General features: G+C 63.6%; 20 protein-coding genes. 6 read left to right on the plus strand and 14 right to left on the minus strand.

The window, feature by feature from the left end; translation table 11 throughout:
• Window positions 1–20: 20 nt before the first annotated feature.
• From V2I30_RS09335 to rfbA, 7 genes are all read right to left on the minus strand, one after another.
• Window positions 21–1472, minus strand: a complete 1452-nt coding sequence (locus tag V2I30_RS09335) for an oligosaccharide flippase family protein (protein ID WP_330661868.1) — start codon at window positions 1470–1472, stop codon at window positions 21–23.
• A 5-nt stretch (window positions 1473–1477) separates the two neighbouring features.
• A complete protein-coding gene (locus V2I30_RS09340) occupies window positions 1478–2710 on the minus strand; it encodes a Coenzyme F420 hydrogenase/dehydrogenase, beta subunit C-terminal domain (protein WP_330661869.1) in 1233 nt (410 codons plus the stop codon).
• A complete protein-coding gene (locus tag V2I30_RS09345) occupies window positions 2703–3959 on the minus strand; it encodes a polysaccharide pyruvyl transferase family protein (protein ID WP_330661870.1) in 1257 nt (418 codons plus the stop codon). The genes V2I30_RS09340 and V2I30_RS09345 overlap by 8 nt, the downstream gene beginning before the upstream one ends.
• 267 nt (window positions 3960–4226) lie before the next feature.
• Window positions 4227–5279 (minus strand): dTDP-glucose 4,6-dehydratase, encoded by a 1053-nt coding sequence (rfbB, locus tag V2I30_RS09350; RefSeq protein ID WP_330661871.1) that lies wholly within the window; start codon window positions 5277–5279, stop codon window positions 4227–4229.
• The gene (gene rfbD / locus V2I30_RS09355) at window positions 5272–6129 is read right to left on the minus strand and encodes a dTDP-4-dehydrorhamnose reductase (RefSeq protein WP_330661872.1); all 858 of its coding nucleotides are present in this window, start codon (window positions 6127–6129) and stop codon (window positions 5272–5274) included. Before rfbD ends, rfbB begins: the two co-directional genes overlap by 8 nt.
• The gene (gene rfbC, locus V2I30_RS09360) at window positions 6126–6671 is read right to left on the minus strand and encodes a dTDP-4-dehydrorhamnose 3,5-epimerase (RefSeq protein ID WP_330661873.1); all 546 of its coding nucleotides are present in this window, start codon (window positions 6669–6671) and stop codon (window positions 6126–6128) included. Before rfbC ends, rfbD begins: the two co-directional genes overlap by 4 nt.
• On the minus strand, window positions 6668–7555 hold the full coding sequence (gene rfbA / locus V2I30_RS09365) for a glucose-1-phosphate thymidylyltransferase RfbA (RefSeq protein ID WP_330661875.1): 888 nt from the start codon (window positions 7553–7555) through the stop codon (window positions 6668–6670). Before rfbA ends, rfbC begins: the two co-directional genes overlap by 4 nt.
• A gap of 185 nt (window positions 7556–7740) precedes the next feature.
• Here rfbA and V2I30_RS09370 point away from each other — a divergent pair, with 185 nt between their 5' ends.
• Together V2I30_RS09370 and V2I30_RS09375 are read left to right on the plus strand one after the other, a co-directional pair.
• The gene (locus tag V2I30_RS09370; protein WP_330661876.1) at window positions 7741–8895 is read left to right on the plus strand and encodes a nucleotidyltransferase family protein; all 1155 of its coding nucleotides are present in this window, start codon (window positions 7741–7743) and stop codon (window positions 8893–8895) included.
• The gene (locus V2I30_RS09375) at window positions 8892–10571 is read left to right on the plus strand and encodes an ABC transporter ATP-binding protein (protein WP_330661877.1); all 1680 of its coding nucleotides are present in this window, start codon (window positions 8892–8894) and stop codon (window positions 10569–10571) included. The genes V2I30_RS09370 and V2I30_RS09375 overlap by 4 nt, the downstream gene beginning before the upstream one ends.
• On the opposite strand, the gene V2I30_RS09380 is transcribed toward V2I30_RS09375, so the two are convergent.
• The 4 genes from V2I30_RS09380 to V2I30_RS09395 form a co-directional block, all read right to left on the minus strand.
• A complete protein-coding gene (locus V2I30_RS09380) occupies window positions 10568–10864 on the minus strand; it encodes a PqqD family protein (protein ID WP_330661878.1) in 297 nt (98 codons plus the stop codon). The genes V2I30_RS09375 and V2I30_RS09380 overlap by 4 nt on opposite strands.
• Window positions 10861–11553 (minus strand): hypothetical protein, encoded by a 693-nt coding sequence (locus tag V2I30_RS09385; RefSeq protein WP_330661879.1) that lies wholly within the window; start codon window positions 11551–11553, stop codon window positions 10861–10863. Before V2I30_RS09385 ends, V2I30_RS09380 begins: the two co-directional genes overlap by 4 nt.
• 558 nt (window positions 11554–12111) lie before the next feature.
• The gene (locus V2I30_RS09390) at window positions 12112–12240 is read right to left on the minus strand and encodes a lasso RiPP family leader peptide-containing protein (protein WP_330661880.1); all 129 of its coding nucleotides are present in this window, start codon (window positions 12238–12240) and stop codon (window positions 12112–12114) included.
• A 16-nt stretch (window positions 12241–12256) separates the two neighbouring features.
• On the minus strand, window positions 12257–14125 hold the full coding sequence (locus tag V2I30_RS09395) for an asparagine synthetase B family protein (RefSeq protein ID WP_330661881.1): 1869 nt from the start codon (window positions 14123–14125) through the stop codon (window positions 12257–12259).
• Window positions 14126–14258: 133 nt separating this feature from the next.
• Here V2I30_RS09395 and V2I30_RS09400 point away from each other — a divergent pair, with 133 nt between their 5' ends.
• From V2I30_RS09400 to V2I30_RS09415, 4 genes are all read left to right on the plus strand, one after another.
• Window positions 14259–14741 carry a lasso peptide biosynthesis B2 protein gene (locus tag V2I30_RS09400; RefSeq protein WP_330661882.1) on the plus strand — a complete coding sequence of 161 codons (483 nt, stop codon included), beginning with the start codon at window positions 14259–14261 and terminating at the stop codon, window positions 14739–14741.
• Window positions 14742–14912: 171 nt separating this feature from the next.
• Window positions 14913–15230 (plus strand): hypothetical protein, encoded by a 318-nt coding sequence (locus V2I30_RS09405; protein ID WP_330661883.1) that lies wholly within the window; start codon window positions 14913–14915, stop codon window positions 15228–15230.
• A gap of 208 nt (window positions 15231–15438) precedes the next feature.
• A complete protein-coding gene (locus V2I30_RS09410; RefSeq protein ID WP_330661884.1) occupies window positions 15439–16770 on the plus strand; it encodes an O-antigen ligase family protein in 1332 nt (443 codons plus the stop codon).
• Complete coding sequence (locus tag V2I30_RS09415) at window positions 16767–17489, plus strand: hypothetical protein (protein WP_330661885.1); 723 nt, start codon at window positions 16767–16769, stop codon at window positions 17487–17489. The genes V2I30_RS09410 and V2I30_RS09415 overlap by 4 nt, the downstream gene beginning before the upstream one ends.
• Before the next feature lie 539 nt (window positions 17490–18028).
• On the opposite strand, the gene V2I30_RS09420 is transcribed toward V2I30_RS09415, so the two are convergent.
• Genes V2I30_RS09420 through V2I30_RS09430 form a run of 3 tightly spaced genes read right to left on the minus strand, consistent with a single transcriptional unit; the run spans window position 18029 to window position 21528 of the window.
• Window positions 18029–18676, minus strand: coding sequence for a hypothetical protein (locus tag V2I30_RS09420; protein WP_330661886.1), 648 nt, complete (start codon window positions 18674–18676; stop codon window positions 18029–18031).
• A complete protein-coding gene (locus V2I30_RS09425) occupies window positions 18673–19743 on the minus strand; it encodes an ester cyclase (RefSeq protein WP_330661887.1) in 1071 nt (356 codons plus the stop codon). The genes V2I30_RS09420 and V2I30_RS09425 overlap by 4 nt, the downstream gene beginning before the upstream one ends.
• Window positions 19744–19797: 54 nt before the next feature.
• Entirely contained in the window at window positions 19798–21528 is a 1731-nt protein-coding gene (locus V2I30_RS09430) for an FAD-dependent oxidoreductase (RefSeq protein WP_330661888.1), read from the minus strand.
• Window positions 21529–21660 lie beyond the last annotated feature (132 nt).

Here is a 21660-nt window from a genome sequence, read left to right on the forward strand (position 1 = left end):
CTGGGCTGCAGCAAGCTGGATCACCCTGCTGGCCAACCCAGTCGCTCGCGTGCCGTCTCCCAGACGACAGCGATACGCCCGCGCAGATCGCGCGACAGCGCCAGAACCGCGGCAGCCCAAGGCAACGTGGTGAGAACCACGACTGCCAGGGTCGTAATCGGATCGGCAAACGGATCGAGCCGGGAATTGACCGCGATAAGCAGCGCAGCTCCCGCAAGCAGCGCACCGGCAAGAAGGGCGCAGGTCCGGGCAATGGCCGGAACCCTCGTCGCAACCCGCCAGTTTGCGAGGCAACTGGCCGCGACGTCGCCTGCGCAAATCCCCGCTGCAACGCCGACGATGCCATACCCAGCCCGCAGGGCGGCAAAGGCGAGAGCCAGTCCGCCGGCGCGCAGGATGTTTGCCATGAGGATGTCGCGCGTGCCGCCCAGGCTCAGCAGGTTCGCGTTGCACCAGCTGCGCACCACGACCGAGCTGGCGACCACGGTCAAAAAAGCGGCGAGCAGGGGCGAAGTGTAATAGCCGTCCCCGAACAGCAGGAAGACGAGCGGCCCTCCGAGCGTTGCGATCGGGAACAGGAAGAGACTCACCGCCAGAAACGTGCCAGCGGCCGTCGTGCGTGCGCGCGCTACGTAGAGGCCCGGATCATCGCGCGCTTCGGACAGCAGGGGGAGGAGCAGGTTCGTGCAGATCCGATTGAAAAGAACCGCCGCGCTTCCCGTCACGGCCGCCATCGCGGCATAACCAGCAAGGTCGCGCATTCCTGCCAGCGCGCCGACAACGATGCGGTCCCCTTGCGTCGAGAGGAAGATGACGATCCCGTTCAGAAGGAGCGGCCATCCATAGACCAGGATATCACGCAAGGCGGGCCGATCTAAACCCAACCGGTAGGGACGGGTCGCAAGCAAGTGCGACAGGATTACGGTCACCAGCGAGGTGAGCGCGCAGCCCGCCGCGATCGCGACGTAATTCTGTGTTGCATAGGCAAGGACGATGGTCAGCAGCACGCCGGGCACCATCCCGCCGAGCTGCGACATGACGAACGGGGCGAACTGCATCTGCCGTTGCTGGGCTAGGGGATCGATATGCCGGAAACCCTCGATGATGGGGATGACGGCGGCAATCGCATAAAACCAAGCTATATCGGGATAGCCGAACAGGCCCGCGATCGTATGAGCGAGTAGGATAATGCTCGCGCCCATGAGCAGCCCGCGCACCAGGATCAGCGTCGCCAGCGTATCGCGCGAGCGCAGATAGTCCGGCTCGCGCGCTTGAATGACGTACTTCTCGAAACCCAGATCGCTTAGCAGTTGAAAGGTGCTGACAATCAGCAGGAAGGTCACGCTGATCCCGAAATATTCCGGCCCGAGAAAGCGGGCGACCAGCAATATGCGCACAAACAACAGAACGTGTTCCGCCGCATAACCGATGGTCAGGATCGATCCGGCGTTGAAGAAGCTGCCGCGGGCCATGATGTCTATTCGCGCCCCTGCCCGCGCAGCAGACGGCGAAGCGTCCCGAGGAGTTCGCGCAGCGCTTTCGCAGGACCCAGGCGTTTCATATTTTCCGCCAGCGCAAGGCCGCGATAGCGTGGCCGCCGGCGGCCGAGTAGCGCCATCGCCGTCAGTCTTGCCCCGGTCAACCCCTTGCGCCGCGCCTGATATGGCTGCATCGCGGCGATCTCTTCGATGGTCACCGGCTGGGTTTGCAGCGCGCCCGCCCGCTCGGCGCTCTGGACGAGCGCTTCGCCCTTCGCGTTGCGCGACAGGATGATGCTGCGGCCCCCGCGCTCGTCGAAGATCGGCGCATTGGCCTCGTCGAGATACCAGCCATCGGCGCATACCACGTCGGCGAATTCGCCGATGCCGTCGGGGCAAATCTTGCAGCGAAACTGGAGATAGCGGTTGAGCACCCCGCCCCAACTGCTGTCGTAATCCATCCGGTGGGTCTCGCCCGAGGCGGTGGCCGCGGTCGCAAATCCCGGCCAGCCGTCGCCGCGATAGCGAAAGCTCGTCACCTCATCATCGCATGCGATGCCCATTTCGCGCAGCAGAGCCGAGGTGCCATGGTGGCTCGGAACGCCGGCGCACATGAAGGCGAACATGTAGGCGACCTTCTCGTCGACCCGCGGGTCGATCCGCGCAAGCTGGCGCAAACCGGCGACATCGCAAGGCTTGCCGACGAATGCGAAGCGGCTGTGGCCCGCCAGATGCCGCTCGATATCCTCAAGCGGGGAGGATGGTGCGTAGCGCGATCCTGCGCTGGCGAATACGTCTTCGGCTCCCGTGCTGACGCGCGTCATGTTGCGAAGGGGCAGGTCGGGCGCCGCACTTACCTGAACGACATAGTCGATCTCGCCAGTGGCCAGCAGATGGGTGAGAAGCGCGGAAAGCCCCCCGCCCGAAGAGGCGTTCCGACGCAGGGCCGCATTACTGCTCCAACCCAGCCGGGCGGTTTGAACAGGACCCCAGACCGGGTGGTAGTCCGGTGCGTCCTCCCCTTCGGCCCCGTGGACGATATTCGCTCCGGGACAGACCTCGTCGATCCGCCTGGCCTGCTCTTCGGGAACAGGCTCGGTGACGACAGGGCGGCGATAGCCGTTGGCGGCATCCTTCATCACGATCGCAGGCCGGTCGCCCTCGCCGATTCCGGCGCACAGGCCGCACCCCGAACACAGTCCGCTCGCCTTGATCGTCTCGACATCAAGCATGGCGCGCCGCGCGGTTTGCGAAAAGGTCCTCGAGAAAACGCTTGTAGCCCGAGAGCCGTCGCTGCGCCTCTTCGTTGGCCGCCCGGGCCTCAACTCGCAGCGCCGGGATATCCTGCATCGCTCGGTCAAAGCGCGCGAGCGCCGTTTCATCCGTCTCGCAGGTCAGATCGCTGTTCCAGCCATAGCCGAGCGATCCGAAAAGGCCATTGAACTTGCGGCTGTAGCCCAGCGGCAGCACCGCGGTATTCGAGGAAAGCGCAGCGATCGTCGAATGCATCCGGCTGCCGGCGAACAGATCGAGCCCCGCAATATAACTCTTCGCATCGGACGGTCCGGTGAAACGGTCGGGCAGGACGGCCTGCGGATATTTGCGCGCGAGCATCTGCGCCGTGTCGTAATCGTCATCGGGCGACGGCGGAGCGCCGGGCGGCGGCGCGTGGGCGGACAGGACATGGGGCACGAGATGCAACTCGACGCGCGGATCCCCAAGCAGGCGCTCTATCATCGTATCGATCAGCGCGGGATAATCGACGGCAAGCTCGATCTTGTCGTCCAGCGCCAGATCGCGGCGATACAGGAGGCCCGAGACGTTGAGACCGAATTTGATCGGTCCGGCGGCCAGATCGCGGCTGTCCTTGTCGCTCGGCGCTTCGTAGGGCAGGGCGAAAGCGACATCGGTGGTGAGGTCGCTGCGCCCGGCAAAACCCAGATCGGATAAGAGCGCGTAGGACGTTTCATCGCGCGCGAAAATCTGCGCAGCGCCGCGCATCGCCTGCACCGCGGCCCACCGCGCCCGGGCAGCGAAAAAGGGGCCGATGGTCTGCGGGCTAAGGATGAGCGGCCCATTCGCCCTACGGCTGACGAACTTGGTGGAAATGATGAGGCCGTAGCGACGGGCGGAATAGATGTCGGAGAAACTGTCTCCGCCGCCGATATCGAAGACATAATCGCAGCGGCGAAGCGCCGAATGCAGGCCGGAGAACGGATTGATGACGCCCTTGTAGCTGGTCTTGACGAAATGCGTCTCGAAGAGAACCTCGTCGCTATAATCGAAACCGCCCGGCACGCCGACGACATGGAAGATAGGTCGGTAGCCCGCCTGCCGTGCCGCCGTTCCGATCAGATTCGCATTGGCGACGGTAAGTGCGCCGACGCCGAGATTCTCCGAGCGAAAGGAATGCCACAGCAGGCCGATGCGGCTGACCGGGGCGGCTTCATCCGAATGAGGATTGGAGGGGGTCTGCGACATTATATCTATGCTTCGCCCGCGCTGCCGCCGCCCGCGCGATCGATTGCGCTGCGCCCGAAGCTCCAGGCCGCACGCCCCAACAGCTTGCGCATCGTGCGCGAGTTTCGCAGATTGACCGGCATTTCAGACTCTTGTCGCGTGTGGCAGCATGCCGGGGCGTCTAACAGCCGCATTCGGCGAAGAACAGCACCGCCGGGAGCCGAACCGGCTTTCGTTGGACCAGACGATCGCGCCGAAGTGCTGCATAGTCCTGCGACCCCACACGGTTCATGAACGCAGCAGCGGACGCCACCAATCCTCGTTGGCGAGATACCAGCGCAAGGTTTGGCGCAGGCCGTCTTCGAAGCGGTGCCGTGCCAAATAATCGAGCTCGCGGCGTGCCTTGGTCTCGTCGATCGCGTAGCGCCGATCATGGCCTGCGCGGTCGGTGACGAAGGTCTTGAGCATCTCGCTCTTCTCCCCGCGCGCAGCAGGTGCGTCGGGATAGCGCTCGGCCAGTCCGTCCACCTCCTCGAACGCGCGGTCGACCTCGCGGCAGATCGTATCGATGACGGTAAGGTTGGGCAGCTCCGCGCCGCCGCCGATATTGTATGTCTCCCCCGGTTTGCCCTGGCCAAGGCACGCCTCGATCCCGCGGCAGTGGTCCTCCACATGCAACCAGTCGCGTACATTCATCCCATCGCCGTAGATCGGCAGCGCTTGGCCCGACAGCGCGTTCAGAAAGAACAGCGGAATCAGCTTTTCCGGATATTGGTAGGGCCCGTAATTGTTCGAGCAGTTACTGGTCGTGACCTCGAGCCCGTAAGTATGGTGATAGGCGCGCACGAGGTGGTCGGACGCCGCCTTCGAGGCGGAATACGGCGAATTGGGCGCGTAGGGCGTCGTTTCGCTGAAAGCCGGGTCATCGGGGCCGAGCGAGCCGTAAACCTCGTCGGTCGAAATATGGTGGAAGCGATGCGCAATGCCGTCGCCCGCAAGCCAGACCGCCCGCGCCGCCTTGAGCAGCGAATTTGTGCCGAGGATATTGGTGTCGATGAAGGCGTCGGGCCCGCTGATCGAACGATCGACATGGCTTTCCGCGGCGAAATGGACGATCGTCCTGATGTCGTGATCGCGCAGCAGCCGCTCGACCAGGTCGGTGTCGCGAATGTCGCCTTCGATCAGTTCGGCATTGTCCGCCCCTGCCAGTGTCGATCGGTTGCCGGCATAGGTCAGCGCATCGAGCACGAGCACGCGGTCGCCCGGATGATGCGCGTTCCAGAAATGGACGAAATTGCCGCCGATAAAGCCGGCGCCGCCGGTGACCAGGGTCTCAGCCAAGCGCCTTTTCCTCTTCCAGCATCACGCGAAGATGCGTTCGCCAATGCACATATTCATCGCCCAGCTCGGCCCGCGTCGCGCTGCTGTCGAGCAGCGAGAAGGCGGGCCGGGTGGCGAGGGTCGGATATTCCGCTGTGGCGATCGGGCGGATCTTCGGCATCCGCTCGATAAGGCCACGCGCGTGCGCTTCCTCAGCGATGGCGACGGCGAAATCGTACCAGCTGGCGGTTCCGGCATCGCTGTGGTGGTAGGTTCCCGTCGCGCTGCTGTCGACTAACGCCCAGATGGTGCGCGCGAGCCCGGTCGCCCATGTCGGCGCGCCAATCTGATCGGCAACCACCGCGATCTCGCCGCGCTCGTGCATCAGGCGCAGCATCGTACGCACGAAATTTCGCCCGCCGGCGGCGTAGACCCAGGCGGTGCGCACCAGCAAATCCGCCGGCCGGCAATGATCTTCGCCCTCGGCCTTGCTCCGCCCATAGGCGCTGAGCGGCGCGCGTTCGTCATCGGGGCGGTAGGCCCGCGGCGCGCGGCCATCGAAGACGAAATCGGTCGAGATATGGACCAGCCTGCCGCCGGTTTCGGCCTGCGTTCGCGCCATGATCGCCACCGCATCAGCGTTGATCGCGCGGGCGGTCTCTTCGTCCCCTTCCGCCTGGTCGACCGCGGTATAGGCGGCCGCGTTGAGGATGATATCGGGTGCCTCGACCGCCAGCCGCGCGCGCAGCATGGCGTTGTCGGCCAAATCGACATCCGCATGGCCGATCGCGGTCAGATCGGCGCTCGCAGGCGCGGTAGCCAGCAGGGCGCGGCCAAGCTGCCCGCCCGCTCCGGTGATCAGCGCCCTCACGCGAAGATCGAAACCTCGCCGAGGGGAAGGCCGCCTGCATCCTTCTTAGAGACCGTCGGTTCGCCGTGCAGTGCCGGCCAATCCACCGCCACCTGTGGATCGTCCCAGGCGAGCGTGTGCTCGTGATCGGGCGCATAGGGGGCGGTGCATTTGTAGAGAAAGTCTGTCCCGTCCTCGAGCGTCAGGAAACCATGCGCAAAGCCCTCGGGCACCCAGAACATGCGGCAGTTTTCGCCAGTCAACTCGACCCCGACCCATTTGCCGAAATGTGGCGAACTGCGCCTCAAGTCGACTGCGACATCGTAAACCGCGCCCGATGTGACGCGCACCAACTTGCCCTGAGGGCCGGGGTTCTGGAAATGCAATCCCCTAAGAACACCCTTTTGCGAGCGGCTGTGATTGTCCTGAACGAAAGTCATGTCGAGCCCGACCGAGGCAAAACTCGCAGTATTCCAGCTTTCGAGGAAGAAGCCGCGTGCGTCGCCGAAGACCTTGGGTTCGATGATCAGCGGGCCGGGAATGGCGGTTTCGATGACCTTCATGGCCCGCCCGGCCGCTCGATCAGGCCGATGAGATATTCGCCATAGCCCGACTTTCGCAGCGGCTCGGCGATTGCCCTGAGCTGCTGATCGTCGATAAAGCCCTGCCGCCAGGCGATTTCCTCCGGGCACGCGATCTTGAGACCCTGCCGCTCCTCGGTGATGCGGACATAGGTCGCCGCGTCCAGGAGCGAGGCGTGGGTGCCGGTGTCGAGCCAGGCGAAGCCGCGGCCCATCATCTCGACCGACATCGCGCCTTCGTCGAGATAGAGCCGGTTGAGATCGGTGATCTCCAACTCTCCTCTGGCCGAGGGCTTCAGGTCGCGCGCGCGATCGGCCACCGTCTCGTCGTAGAAATAGAGCCCGGTGACCGCGTAATTGGATTTGGGCTGCGCGGGTTTTTCCTCGATCGAGATCGCCTGGCCGCTTGCATCGAATTCGACCACGCCGAAACTTTGCGGATCGGTGACGCGGTAGGCGAAGACGCTGGCGCCGCTGGTGCGCGCATTGGCGCTGCGGAGCAGATCGGGAAGGCCATGGCCGTAGAAGATATTATCGCCCAGTATCAGCGCGCTCGGCCCGCCGGCGACGAAGTCCGCACCGATGTGAAACGCCTGCGCCAAACCCTCGGGCCGCGGCTGGACCGCATAGCTCAACGCAACGCCGAAATCTGACCCGTCGCCCAGCACCCGGCGAAACTGCTCGGCATCTTCGGGGGTGGTAATGACAAGGATGTCGCGAATGCCCGCCAGCATCAGCGTGCTCAACGGGTAGTAGATCATCGGCTTGTCGAAAATCGGCATCAGCTGCTTCGACACGCCCCGCGTCAACGGATAAAGCCGCGTGCCGGAACCGCCGGCAAGAATGATGCCCTTGCGTGCCTGCATGCCCTGCCCTGCATCTTGGTTCGTCAATGGTCTGGTTCTCGAAGAAACGGGGAAAAGCGGGGGCTTGGCGCATCGCAGCATGGCCTATAGGGGTCAACCCCTCATCTCGCCCGCCCGCCCCCGTGGGCGGCAACCGAGCGCGAAGTGGCCGGGAGCCGGAGTTTGCCTTGCGCGACCATGACGAAATGAGCGACGCGGCGACCATCGACCCTTTCCTGAGCGAAACGTTGCGCGCACTGCGCAGCGGCATGGCCCCGCCCGCCTTCCTCAACGAGGTGGAACACGAGGCGTACTGGGCACGGATCGACTTTCACGGCATCGCCTATCTGCTCCACGAGAGGCGCGAGGCGCTTTCCGACTGGCCGCAAGACCTGGGCGATCGAATTGCCGAGGAGGCGCGGCTCCTCGCTTTGTGGGAGGCGACACATCACAAGACGGTGGCACAGGTCGTGGAGGCCTTGTCGCGCGCAGGCATCGACAATGTGATCCTCAAGGGCACCGCTCTTGCCTACAGTGTGCACGAGATACCCGCCGCACGCCGGCGCGGAGACACCGACCTGCTCGTCGAGCCAAGCGCGCTCGACGATGCGCGCAAGATCTTCGCAGGTTTGGGTTGGGAGCGCCGCGAGAGGCCGGCGGGCATCTACCATCAGGAGAGTTGGCAGACGGGGACGCCGGGCGTGTTCGAACACACGATCGATCTGCATTGGCAGGTCGTCGATCGCCCCTTTCTGCAACGCCTCCTGCCATCGTCAGCCGCGTGGCGGGATCGCGCGGCCCTTACGCGTTTCTCCGAACACGCGCAGCGCCCGGACATAGCGACGATGATCATTCACGCGGTGCTGAACCAGGCGATGCACGAACAGAACGGCTATTTTGCCGAAGCGGGGCGAATGCGCGGAAAACTGCGGCTTATCTGGTCGGTCGACCTGGCGCTGCTCGCTGAGAAATGCGAGGGGGGCGGGCGTGACCGGCTGCTGCACGATTGCCGCGAAAGAGGGATCAGTCCGATGATTGGGCAGGCGCTGGCGATGGCGGGCGAAGTTGGAGCACCCACATCGCTGCAAGCACTCGTCGACGAACTGGAAAGCGCCCCGCTCGCACCTGAGGTCGCCGACTTTTTCACCAGTCAGGACACGATTGGCCATTTCCTCGCCGATCTGCGCGCCGCTTCCGGCATCGCCACGAAGGCCCGGCTAATTACCGCGCGCGCCATTCCCTCGCGCCGTCATTTGGTTGGCAAATATCCCCTGTCGCGCAGCTGGCCCACGGTGCTCCTGCGCCTGCGTCACCTCGTCGAGTTGGCCCGGCGGCTCGTGCAGCGCGGAGGACTGCGATGAGCTCGTCCTTCTGGCTCGGCTGGGCGCGCCGGTTCGCGCCGCAACTGGCGCTGATCAGCCTGCTCGCGATCCTTGCCTCGGCGGCAACGCTCGCGGTGCCATGGCTCGGCGCGCAGCTGATCGCGGGATTGCTCACACCCGGCGAGGTCGATAGGCAGCTCGCGCTGGTGCTCGCGCTCCTCGTTGCCGTCCTCGTCGTGCTGACCGCCCTGACCATCGCCGCCGCCTACCTTTCGGAGAAAGCCTCGCTGCAGATTCTGACCGAGCTGCGGATGCGGATATACGATCACGTCCAGACCATGCAGCTTGCCTTTCACGACGATCATCGCGCCGGCGACGTGCTGGCGCTGACCAGCTACGAAGTCGGCAATCTCAGCGATTTTCTCGCCAACACCATCGCCAACGCGCCGGCCCTGCTGCTAACCGCGGCGGGGGCGGTGGCGATCCTGTTCTGGCTCGATCCGGTAATGGCGCTGATCGTGCCCGTGCTGATCCCCTTCTTCTACCTGCTGGCGAAACTTGCCGGCCGACGGCTGCGCACGATGTCGGCAAAGGTACGCGCAGCCGATGTCGAGCTGATCGCGATCGCCGAGCGCGATCTGGAAATCCTTCCGGCGATCAAGGCTTTCGCCGTCGAGGCCGAGCACAGCGAAGCATTCGCCGAGGCCGCCGGTCGAGCACGCGAGGCGGGCGTGAAGCTGGCGCGGCTCAAATCCTTCATCGGACCGGTGATGACGCTTGCCGCGGCGCTGGCGGCGATCGGGGTGCTGTTGCTGGTAAGCGGTGGAAGTGGCAGCGTGGGGGAGGGCGGCGAAAGGTCGGCGGGGGAACTCTTCGCCTTTCTGCTTTACGCCGCCCTCCTCACCCGGCCCATCGGGGCGCTTGCAGGGATGTATGGCACATATCAAATGGCGCGCGGTACGCTGGCACGACTGGAAAGCGTGCTCGCGCTCGATCCGGAGCCAGGCTACGCACAAGGGGGCGCCATGCCCCGCGTCGAAGGCGCTATAGCGTTCGAGAACGTGCATTTCGCTTATCCCGGTCGCCCGCCCCTCTTCACCGGGTTCGACCTTACGATCGCGCAGGGTGAGACGGTAGCGCTGACCGGCGAGAACGGGGTCGGCAAATCGACGCTGATCCGTTTGCTACTGCGTTTTTCAGAACCGCAGGGCGGGCGCATCACACTCGATGGAACCGATATCGCTCGGCCGCAGGTACAGGCGCTGCGCCGCCAGATCGGTTATGTCCCGCAGCGCGCACTGCTGTTCGACGGCACGGTGGCCGAGAATATCCGGTTTGCGCAGCCGCTTGGCGATGCCGAGGCAGCCATCGAGCGCGCGGTGCGGCTCGCCGGAGCGGAGCGGTTCATCGCACAACTGCCGGACGGTCTAGAGACGCGGATCGGCGATCACGGCGTGCGCCTTTCCGGGGGCCAGCGTCAGCGCATCGCGCTGGCCCGTGCGCTGCTGCGCGATCCGCCGATCATCGTTCTCGACGAGGCGACGGCGATGTACGACCTCGAAAGCGAGGCGCGTTTCGTCGAAAACTGCCTCGAAGCGGTCGCCAGTCGCACGACGATCATCATCAGCCATCGTCCGGCAAGCCTTACGCTGGCCGACCGCATCGTGCGGATCGGCGAGGGCGGGACGATCGCCGAAATAGAGGTCGCAGACTAGCTCGCCGCGGCGCTGGTAACGATCAGACCCTGCGCCTGCAAATCGGCGATAAGGGCTTCGAGATCGCTCTCGATCCGCGCGCGAGGGGCATCGAATTCCTCCTCGATCCGGTCGGCGAGTTCGGCCAACGTAAGCGGCGTCTGCGCAAGCAGCGTCCAGATACGCGATCCGACCGGGTCCAGACCGAAATATTGCCCGCTTTCGAGATCGAGCAGGACGGCTTCCCCGCCAAGCTCGCGCGCCACCACTTCGCTTGAGATCTTGAAACGCTCGCCAGCGACCCGGGCGCTCATGCCTCCGGTCCTTGGCGATATCGTTCGAGCACGTGTTCCATAACCGACGGCAGTTCCGAATAGTCGCGAGGGAAGTCAAGCGTGTAGCAAGGTATATGCTGGGTGAGATCGGCCAGCCGCCCGAAATGCGCTTTCAGTCGGACCTTGTCTTCCACATCGAGGATGAAGGCGTGCGGCATGATCGCAGGCAGCGCCTCGGAGAGCGACAGCTTCCTGGTAGCAAGCGTCGCAGCGTGATCTTTGCCCAGGATATAAATGTGTCGCAACGGTGCCGCGTGTGCGGCGAAGGGGAGTGTATCGTCGGACTCGATCTCGCGTTTCTCGTTGATCGCGTCGTTTGCAATCTGGTCGCTCAGGAGGTGGGCAGCGCTATCAGCGAACAGCCGCAGCGGTGTATGTTTTGGCTGGAGCAGGTAAGCGCCGTCGGTGCGCTCGAGCTCGATTACGTCTTCGGTGAGAAAGGGGTGACCACAACGCGCGAAGGCGCCGGCCAGTGTCGTCTTGCCACTGCGCGAGAGGCCGAGAAAAGCGACTGCCCCCGCCCCCTCAACGCCATTCGCGTCCACGCGCACCGCGCTGCCATGCAGGAACAGTCCGCCCCGGAAATTGCCGAGCAGCGGAACGATGGCGTTGCGATAGAGCGTGTGCGCCCGCATCTCGTCGTATTCCGGCACCGGATAGCAGACCACCTCGGCGGAGCGGTTTTCATCGCCCGCGCATGCGATTTCGAAATCGACCTGTTGCGGGAAGCGGAGGTGGTGCCCGCCGTTCTGCCGCCGAAACTCTGCCACGCATGCACCCGAAGGCGCGACCCAGCGATCATACGGGCTCTCGGCGAGTGGCAGCTGCGCGCGGGGGGGCTGGAGCGACCAGGACATCTTGGGACAATGGCCCTAACGTTTCGCAGCTGGAAGGACCAGCCGCGTGGCGATCGTCGGATCAGCCGACATAAAGCGGCAGGCCGTTAAGCGCAAAAACCACACGGGCGGACGAACAAGCCAGTTTCTAAACGAATCAAATAACTTGCGGCCGAAAGGACAAAGCGGAGCGCACGGGCGACACCTCTACAGAGCCCTCGAACGCATGTAAGGTGGATGGTCCAGCATGCATATCGTCGGCATGTCTTGGAAATGCTAAAAGCGCGCACCCATTGGTATGAGCACAGGTTCGCGCACATAAACGAAGGCGCTGCATCCGCGCAACGCCTTGATAAACCGACGATTTAGGGGTCTGCTGCTGCCGGTTCCTCAGGAACGGCTGGACGTGACGGCACCGTCGCGAAAGCGCGTCTGGCTCCCGCCGGTCAAATTGCGCACGGAACCGAACACCGTCAGGCGCGGGCTCTCATAAGTGCTCTTGCTTTCACTCTTTTTCATTCGAAATTCTATCCTGTTACGTTCTTGTAGCAGTCTCACAATCATACAAAAATGCTGCAGATGCGTAAAGGCCCCAGATTTCCCAGGCCCAGAAGTCACCGTCCTCCGACGTGAAGTCGACATCGAGGATCGAACTTAGCTTATCTTCAACGCATAGAAGCGACAGCTGTTCCCCGGCATGCTTGCGCACATAGGCGGCGAATTGCGTATCGATGTTCGTGTTCGTGAAATTGGCCTTCGTTTCGCGCTCGAGCACTTCGGGCGCTACGAGACCAGCCATTGCCTGACGATGAACCACCTTGCGCATCGCCCCGCGTCGCTTGATGTGCGCAGGCGTGCGCGCGGAAAACTCGATGAAGGCGCGCGACAGCATCGGGTGGCGCGAGTGCAGACCGATCTTCGCCCGCTGCCGCCCCATCATCTGATGCGCGAGGTCACCAAAAGGCGTGGTGGCGAGATTGACCTTCGACCACGCGAGTGGATTGTCCGGAAGCGAGGCCTCGAAGGTCTCCTGCGCTTCGCCGAGCGCCTCACGCCATTCGGGCCGCAACCATGACATCGCCGCATCGCGCCGACGCCGCCGGGCGCGCAAAGCCTTGCGCAGCGGCGCTCTCAGCCATCGCGGCGCATATTCCGCCGCCGATTGGTGAACCGCTCGGCGCAGCGACCGCGGCCAGCCATCCGCGCCGGCGTCCTCACTCAACGCGCGAAAGAATCCGTCAAACTCTCCCGCGCGCAGATGTTCGGCGAGATAGTGGCTCGGCCCCTGCAGCCATTCGTCCCCGCCGCTGCCATTGAGAACGACACGGCAGCCATCCGCGACCATCCGGCGCTCCATGTCGAGCATCATCGCCCCATTCGAGGGTATCGGCAGATCGCGGTGCCAGCGCGCATCCTTCGTATACCAGTCGATGTCCGGATCGAAGAGCGGCACTTCTGCCAGCGGCGCTCCGCAAAAGGCGGCGGCGGCGCGGGCATAAGGCAGCTCATAGGCGTTCTCGCCCTCGCGCGCGGCGAGGGTGTAGGCGGCAAAGCCCGGTGCAGGCCATTCGTCCCGCTGATCCAACAGATGCGCGATCGAGAAGATTGCGGAGCTGTCGAGTCCCCCGCTCAAGGCCACCGCAACACGGTGGTCCGAGCGCCCGCATCTTTTCACGCATTCGATCAGCAGCTCGCGGTAATGTTCGGCATAATCCTCGTCGCGGCGATAGCGGATCGAGACCTCGGTCGGCGGCGTCCAGTATCGCTGGGTTTCAAGGCTCCGCCCGGCGTAATGTGCGACATGCGCGCGGACCAGCCGCTTGACCCCTCGCCACGGCGTCGCCTCGCGCAAATACCAGCGGTTGGTGATGGTCTGCGCCAGGAACATGGGATCGGGGCGCGGCGGCGTTTGGCTGAGCGCCGTGATGGTCGCGAAGTCCGAGGCTACAATCAGCCGTTTGCCTTCCATGCGATAATAGAGCGGGAAGAACCCGATATGGTCGCGCGCAAGGAACAACTGCCCCTGCCGCCCATCGCCAATAATAAGAGCGAATTCGCCAAGCATCCGCCTGGCGCAATCCTCGCCCCAGGCTTCGTAGGCTCGCAGCGCGATCTGCGCGTCGCCGGGTAGGTCGAGGACGACGCCCCGCGCTTCGAGGTCGGTCACCAACTCGTCCGGGTTCATCAAATAGCCGTCCAGGATCGCCGCGACCTTGCCATCCGCGCTGATGGCAAAGCCGGGTTCGCCGCCATGGGTATGGTTAAGGCAGCCGGCGACCATCATCGTTTCGTTCGACCAGATCCGCTCGACATCGTGCGGAAACCGGCCGAGCGACTCGGTCAGGCGCTCGCGCAGCGTTGCCATGTCCCCGCCCGGCTCGAAAATGGCCCCGATCGCCGCCAATTATCCTCGCCTTTCCCGGTCCCGCTCACTACTTCTGCGCCGCAGCCCTAGCGCTTGGCACAGCGGCCGTCGCTATGGCATGGCGCGTAAACCCCTCGGCGGGGCGCGTTGCGGGAAAAGAGAACACGCCTTCATGCAAACATCGCAGGCATTCAAGCGAAAAGGCGCGCCTGGCTGGCGTGATGCGCCCTGGCTTTTTGCCTATGGCGTTCGCGCGCTGGCCAGTCTTGCCAGGGCACGCTGGACCTTTCGCCGGGTCGATGCGCAGACAATCCTTGCGCGCAACGAGGCGGCGGCTGACCGGGCGAAAGCCGGCGGTGAAGGCGCCATATCGCAGGAGCGCGCGCGCATCGCGTTCGTTCTCCCCCGTATCGCGCGGCGTCTGCCGTGGCGCAGCGACTGCCTTGTTCAGGCGATCGCAGCTCAGGACTGGCTCGCCTCGCATGGCAGCGCCGGAATCATCCATCTCGGCGTGGAAAAGCCGGCCGGTGGCGAATTCGGCGCCCATGCTTGGTTGGTCTGCGACGGCGAAGTGGTGACTGGCGGCGATATTGCCCGCTACGAATTGTTGCTGGGAGAATCGAGAGACGCGCCGGGTGAAGCAGGCGCCAGTTGACATGCACGCCCCGTGACCACCCGCATCGACCGTTGACCACCGCATCGACGCGTGGCTTTCCGGGATCAATGGTGCGTCCTGCCCGTTTACCTTTCCAGAACCGATGCTTGCGTAAAATGCGGCATTGCGGTAAACAGATACCCAAAGTTTTGAGTTAGAAGGATAAGTTTCATGCGCCACATCATGTCGAAATTGCTGCTGACGGCTGGGGCCGCCGGCATGGCATTCGCGCCGATCGCGGCGAGCGCAAACACCCGCGCGAACGACAATACGCGTGCTAGCGAGAACGCGCCTGTTTTCGTCAGCGGGGGGTCGGTCGAGCCGGGTCTTGGCCGCGATGCCGAAGGTGAAGGCGTGGTGGGCGTTCCTATCGGACTCCTGTTCGCAGCCGCCGCCGCTACCGCAGCGGTCATCGCAACAGTGGTCGTCGTTACGGATGACGAGAATAACGATCCCGCACCCGATCCCGATCAGTCGCCGGGCACCTGACGGTATCCTTCGCCGGGCGAACGGGATCATAGATTTACGGAAAGCGCGCGGGAGCGTCTCCCGGGCGCTTTTTCTTTGCGTCACTTCCTCCCTCGTGCAAGCACGAGGCCATAGGACAATCGGCGCCGGACCGCGCTTACTCAGGATGAAGTTATGAAACGCGGTTACGCGGCGAACGAGCAGGGCCGGTGATCGGCGCATGATGCGCATGTCGAAACCTGCGATCGCCGTAATCGCACTGGTAGCCGTGGCTGTGCTGTTCGGCGGCGGGGGATCCAAATACCCGCTCGCCAATCTGACCGTTCAGCTGGCCGCACTTACGGTGATGGCAGCGCTCGCAGGCTCCTTCGCATCCGGGTGGAAAGCCCTGCCCCGCACCCTCGCCGTCCTGATCGTACTGTCGCTGCTCCTGCCGCTTCTTCAAGCGGTCCCGCTCCCTCCCCCCGCCTGGACGCTGCTTCCGGCACGCGAAGCGGTCGAACAGTCGCACGTTCTGACGGGCGGCACCGCCTGGATGCCGCTAAGCATTGATCCGCACCGCACGCTGATCGCAGCGAGCGCGCTGCTGGTCCCGCTGGCGATCCTCGTCCCCGGCTGGAGCCTGCGTCAGAGCGACCTCATTACCCTCGGCTGGGCGGTGGCAGCACTTGGCCTTGTCAATGTCGGATGGGGCACGCTTCAGGTGCTCTCGAACGGCGAACAGGCATTGCTCTATCCTGAGATAGAGATGCCCGGCGTTCTGTTCGGCACATTCGCCAATCGCAATTCGACCGGCCTGTTCCTCGTCGCCTGTCTGGCGCTCGCTTTGTTGTTGCCGCTGCCCACCCGCCTTGCCCGCGCGAGCCTGTTCGTCCGTCTCGTGCTTGGCGCGCTGCTGATCGTCGGGGTGCTGTTGACGCGCTCGCGCACGTCCAGTGTTCTCGCGCTCATCCCCGTCTCGCTATACGCGGTCCGGCTCGGCCATGTGTGGTGGAGCAAGCCGCGCGAAAAGGAGCGACGCGGGCGGGGGATCGCGATCGCTCTCAGCGCAGCCGCGCTTTTCGCCGTTCTCGCCGCGGGTCTGGCCTTCGCCGCGCCGGGGCGCATCGGCGACCTTGCGGCACGTTTCGCTACCGACCGTGTCGATGCGCGGGCCTATATCTGGGACGATGCGACTTACAGTGCGGACAAATACTGGCCCGCCGGATCGGGCATGGGCACGTTCGACGAAGTCTTCCAACTCGACGAATCGCTCGAGAACCTGACGCAGCGTCGCGCCGGGCGGGCGCATAACGACTATATCGAGATCGTGATCGAGGCGGGCTTCGCAGGCGCCGCATTGGTACTCGCCTGGCTGGTGTTTATCGCCTGGGCGAGCTGGTACGCACGGCGGGCGCCGGGCCGCTGGATCGCCTGGAGCGGCAGCGCAATCCTGCTGGCCATCGCTCTGCAATCGATCACCGATTACCCGCTGCGCAATCTTGCCATGTTTGCCGGCGCAGCAGTGGGTCTCCTGCTCCTGACCCGCTTCGGCTTCGAGCGGCTCGAGGCCACGCGATGATCGGGCGGATCGTCTGGTGGGCGCTGATCGCGACGGTGGCACTCGGCACCGCCGCGTTGCAACTCGACCGTCGAAGCTTCGAGAGCCCGGCGCTCGCAACGGCCATTCCTTCGCCGCTGCGCAGTATTGCGCTGCAAGTCGGAGCGCGCGAAGCCCTACGCGCGGGCGATGCCGATCTGGCGTTGGAGCGATCCCGCAACCTCGTTCGCCAGCGCCCCCTGCCGGCCGAACATCTGCGGCTACTGGCGCAGGCGCAATTTGCCTCCGGGGATCTTGTAGGCGGCTCGCAAACCATTCAGGCTGCCGCGCAGCGCGGCTGGCGCGACCGGGCATCGCAGGAAGCCATGTTGCGGCTGGCGATCGCCGGCGGAGCCGACGAAGAGGCCGTGCGGCGATATACCGCGTTGCTGTTGCTCTCGCCCGAATCGAGCGACATGCTGCGCGCTCTCGGGCCGACCCTGTTCGATAACGACGCTCAATTGGCGCGCGCTACCATGATCGATCTCTTGCGCGCCTCGCCGCGCTGGCACGCGCCCTTCCTTCAAAGAGGGGTGCAACTGCTGCCGCCCCAGACTTTCGTCGACATCATCACAGGCGCGCTCGCCGACGCCGCTCCCATGCCCTGCGACATCATCGAACGCGCCGCCCGCGCAACCGCCGCCCGCAACGAAGCGGCCGGCGAGCGATTGACCCTCTTCGCTGCCGAAAGATGCGGATGACGAGAAGCTGCTTACAGGGCGAATAACGAAGGGTAGATGATGCCAGAAAAGGACTCGAATTAGAACGGTAAACACTTGATTTGGCACATTTTGGTATGCGTCTGTCCCTGCGTTTCCTAAACTAGGACTCGCATTCGATATAGTCTTTTATTTCCTGAATGGGTTGCATCGGGACTGTCGCTACAAGAGTATTCCGCGAGCGATGTGGAAGAAGGGAGCGCAGGAGTGAAAGGGTCTTCAGCGGAGCTGACTCCAAACAGCCTGGTTCTGGGCTATCGTGTCGGGAAAGCAGTGCAGCACCAACCAATTCAAATCCCCGGGGGGGGGCGTGATCAAGCTTAACCGGTCTTCGATATCGCAACCGAGGACCCGCACGATATTCTACCGCCCTTTATGGGATCGAAGCAGCGCACAGCATTGGAAATTGGCGAACCGTTGGCGCGAACAAACTTCGCCCGAAACAACTTTGAAGACCGCCGACGTTTTACCGAGCGCTTTCGATTGCCCTTCGCGTCGACATTCTTGAGCCCTGGACAGACCTATAGACGCGGCGTCCAGTCGCCCGAGCCGCCCTTCGCTACCACCGCAAATTTACGTTCATGGGTATCGGACGCGACAACGGCGTAGTCCATATTGGCGGAGCGCTGCCCGGTGCTGCTGAGCGAGAACAGCGACACTAGTGCCGCCGCACCTCGTCCCTCGCCGAATGCGCGAACCACAAAGGCGCGTACGCGCAACGCGCCGGCCTTGCGCTGTTCATCGACCAACTCCTGAACGAGTCCAAGAATCATCTCGTGCCTTTCAGGCGGCAATTCCGGATGATCTTCAGGCCTGAAATGAACCGACGTGGTCCGCCCCTGGTCCATATCCGTGTCGAAAGCGACATGAAGGACGGGTTCCCGCTCCTCCTCCCTTTCGTCACCGATCCGCCAAAGACGGCCGATCCTTCCTCCATACAAATCGGCAATCAACGCGCCCCTATCGCTCACGATTGCCGCGCCCATTTCCGTTTCGATCTTGAGCGCATTTTCATCCGCATCGAAGGGATGGCGCGCAAAGACCGCGAGAATGTCCTCTTCACTCAGCCGATCGACGCGCGACCAAGACAGTTTGGCCGTGCCCAGCAGACCAGCATTTTCCGGTCGGTTTCCGCGCGCGAGCGTTTCGAGATTGGCAAGGCCGCTCATGCGCCAAGCCCTCCGAAGATCTGCCGCAATACCGAAACCTCGTCGAAGACGGTCGCCTCCTCGACGACGATTCCCGCTCGCAGCCGATAATGCGACACGGCGAGCAGGTATAGCTCCCTGCCGCTCGCTTCCCCCCAGACGCCTGCCCCCCTGTGCGTTCCGGCGAGGGACCAGCGAATGGCGACAGCCGTATCTCCGTGGGGCAGTGGCCGGGCGGCGACGTGCTCACAGCGAAAGGCGCGATCGTGCATCGCGTTCGAGATCTGCATCAGGCATCCGATCCAGAAACCGCGACCGAAACCGTGCCTGCGCGAAGGCCAGCGCACTTCGACCGAGGGAGACAGCATCGCCGCTGCCTCGCCATAGAGGTCGTCGGCAAAGCCCTGTCTCAGCATCCGTGCGAGCGGTATCGCCGGATTGTCCCGGGAAATATCGACATCGTCCAACTCTCTCGTCGCGGCGATGGCTTCTTCTCGCCAGCCATGACGCGCCTGATCGCCTTCGCGGTCGGCTTCGGCGAGCTTTCTGGCAATCGCCTTCGGATCGGCCCCGATCTGCCAGAGCGCGGTGCTGTTGTCGCGCACCAGCCATTCCTCGACGATCTTGTTTGCGATAACTTTGCAGTCGGCGATCGTCGCGACCCCGGTGCTGCGCATGGTGGCCGGGCCGACCATCGGTTCATCGCCGAAATGGGTCGCGCGGCTCGTGATGCGGTGCGAACTGTAATATTCACCCGGAGCATCCTCGCTCCAGATAATGTCTTCAGCAATCACGATGCGATCGGCATAGCTGGAAAGCGCCCCGACTGTGTTCTGGGTTACGACTTCCGCGCCGACCGAGGGTCCGGCGAGCGTGTGCATGACGCAATCATTGCTGTAATGCGTACGGCACAGGCCGATATTCTTCTCTTCCCAGATGCGGTGCGTGCAGCGGGCTATATAATCGATGATATCGCGATAAACCGGCTCGAAGCCCTCGAGCTTCTGGCGCGGCGGGCCGGTTTCCAGTTGTTCGCCTATAGGCCGCCCGACAGGCGAAAGCACCTCGGGATCCTGGTCCCATTTCATCCGCCCCGCCTCCATCTCATCATCCTTTAACGGGTAACGCTTTTGCATTAGCAGTCAAGCATCGAGCAATTGTCGCACGGCCCGTTCGCCAGCTGCCACCGCCCCGGCCCAGCTTTCAAGGCCATTCTGACCAAAAGCTATGCGACCATGCGGTATCCGCATGATGTCGACCGGCGCGGTTTCGCCCTTCTTTGCGAAGAAGAAACCGGGCGGCGGCGTCACGAAGCCATGTCCCCAGCGGTTGAGCACGATGCCCGCCACGTCGCGCCGAATATCGAAACCGGCGGGGCCGAACATTTCCATCAGCTGCTCGAGGATTGCCGCCTCGTATTCGGCGAAGAGCGTCTCAAACATCTTCATGCGCGCAGCAGCGCCCTGAGCTTGGAGCGGGAGGTCGGCCATCGGGAAAGGCGCATAGAGCGTCATCACGATCGGCTTGTCAGGATGGAAAGGAGCGAGAGCCTCCCCTCCCCAGACCATTGGTTTACGGATACTGGCGTAAAAGCCGAGGCCCTTGAACCACCGCGCCGCCGAAATGCCAAGCTTGTCCAGGAAACGCCAGTTGCGAAGGGCGATGTTGACCATGAGTATCGGCGAATAATGATAGCGCGACAGCGCGGCGTATCGCTCGGATTCGATGTCGGCCAGGATATGCTTGGCGACCCATGCGCCGATCGCCAGGACCACGCCGTCGGCTGTCACCGCGCGCTCCTCGCCATCCTTCTCGTAGGCGATATCGACTGCGCCATCGGCTCGATTGGCGACGCGATACACCGTCGCACCGCTGCGAATGCGGATCGCATTCGCCGGACGATCGAGTAAAGACTGGTCCAGATCCCCGTAGCTGCGCGCCGCGCCACCGTCCCCAAAGGCTTCAGGGACGGCGAGCTTCGCCAATCCGCGCGCAAGAACCGTATTTCCCGCCGGAAAACTGACGAAACGCTCGGCGAACTGCGCGCCCGGACTGCCCTCGGGATAGCGCTCGAGTCCCGGAAGTGCTCGCGCACCATAGGCGGAAATCTGTGGCCCCGTTATGCACATGCCCTTGGTGACGAATTCGAGCGCTTCGGGCGTCGCTCCAAATTCCTCGCTCGCAAATTCGGCGAAGGTCATCGAGTCGAGCCGGCGCGCCTCCCGGCCCTCCGGCGTGCCGAGGCGTTTGCGGTCTCGCAACGATAGGAGCGCTCGCTTAGTCTCGTTTGAAAATGGCGCGCGCGCAAGATCGTCACGCCACATGTCGATCACGAACCGCTCGTCTCCGAAATGATAGCCAGTCGTGGCGCTCTGCTCTCCCACGTAGAGGGGCCCGCTGCTCGAAGCGGCAAAAACCGTGTCCGAAGCATCGTCTTCGCGACTGGCGAATTCGAACGAACGCGGCAGGCCGAGATCATTCCATACGGCCCATGCGTCCTCTTCGGGCGTTTGCGGCGCGATAAAGTTCAGCGATGCCTGCGCGCCTTCTATTTTGTAGCCATCGACCTCGAATTGATTGGCTTTCGCGTAACCTCCGAAAATCTTGTGATTGTCGAGCAGCAACGCCTTGCCCTCGGGGCGCTCCTTGCGAAAGGCGTTAAGCGCCCCAAGACCGCCGAAGCCACCCCCTACGACAACGAGATCGTAATGCTCGCCGCGGCCCGAAGGGATCCGGTCGCCATGATATTCGCCATCCCGGATCGCATGGCCCGCTTGCATCGTATGCCACGTATTGCCGTTGGAGCCGGCATATTCGCCGATCCCGCTGGGGCCGTCCCATGCGGGTCGCGCAGAGTACGCTACATGGGACACAGGATTGGCACCGTCGCACGCGCCCAGAAGGCCCGCGCCTGCACCAACCAGCACTCCGTTGCAAAAATCCCGCCTGCTTATGTGAGGAAGCAAAGGTGTATCGCTGCGCTGCGCCATGATGCTCGAGCAGTC

It is taken from the genome of Erythrobacter sp., assembly GCF_036351135.1.
GTDB lineage: Bacteria > Pseudomonadota > Alphaproteobacteria > Sphingomonadales > Sphingomonadaceae > Erythrobacter.